1 protein-coding gene and 1 pseudogene are annotated in these 803 nt (G+C 63.5%); one reads left to right on the top strand and one right to left on the bottom strand.

Annotated elements, in window-relative coordinates:
• The coding region (locus tag AC1DT3_RS23005; RefSeq protein ID WP_477467475.1) for a MarC family protein at nt 1-495 on the bottom strand (495 nt) is incomplete at its 3' end.
• A 69-nt stretch (nt 496-564) separates the two neighbouring features.
• Here AC1DT3_RS23005 and AC1DT3_RS23000 point away from each other — a divergent pair.
• A pseudogene (locus AC1DT3_RS23000) lies at nt 565-803 on the top strand (hypothetical protein); the annotation flags it as partial.

Here is an 803-nt window from a genome sequence, read left to right as displayed (position 1 = left end):
GAACACGACAAGGCAGGACGCGACGCCGAGGCCGATCAGCATGATGAGCGATGTCAGGTAGACGACGTTGCCGTCGGCACGGCCGGCGAGGAGGATGACGGCGGTGATCGCACCAGGGCCGGCCATCAGCGGAATCGCCAATGGGAAAGCGGCGACGTTGCGGATGTGGTCTTCGGTGATGGCGACGTCGGCCGTGTGCTGCTTGCGCTCGTTGCGGCGCTCGAACACCATTTCGAAGGCGATCCAGAACAGCAAGAGCCCGCCCGAAATGCGGAAGGCGGGAATGCCGACGCCCAGAAGGCGCAGCAGCACCTCGCCGCCGAGCCCGAAAAAGGCAAGGATGCAGAAGGCGATCAGCGAGGCCCGGATCGCGACGCGTCGCTGCTCGGCTCCGGTCATTCCCCGTGTGAGAGAAATGAAGATCGGCGCGAGTGCCGGCGGATCGAGCGTCACCAGAAGAGTGACGAGCGCGGAGGAGATGAAGTCGAGAAGCATCGGCTGGACCTTCGCAGGATCTTTGCGTTATGGCGTCCGTGGATTGATTTGGCGAGGGGGAGTGCAACGATGTTCACGGTTTTGGATCGCCTAAGCTGGCCCGGTTCCTCAGATAAGTCCAACGAGGATTCGTGCGGTGCGTCGGGTGATTGGGCGTGGGTCATCGACACTTCGATCTTTCCGGGGACGCCCGCGCAGATGAACGGCACCAGCGACGCGACTTGGCTCGCGACCTTCGCGAACGAGCGCCTGTCCGATCTTGCGCCGAACGCCTCGGACGGCGTGACGCTGCTGCGCCATGTCATGGA

Source organism: Microvirga sp. P4_G7, from assembly GCF_056401005.1.
The sequence above is the reverse complement of the archived record's forward strand: the minus strand, read 5'-3'. Positions and strand labels throughout refer to the sequence as shown.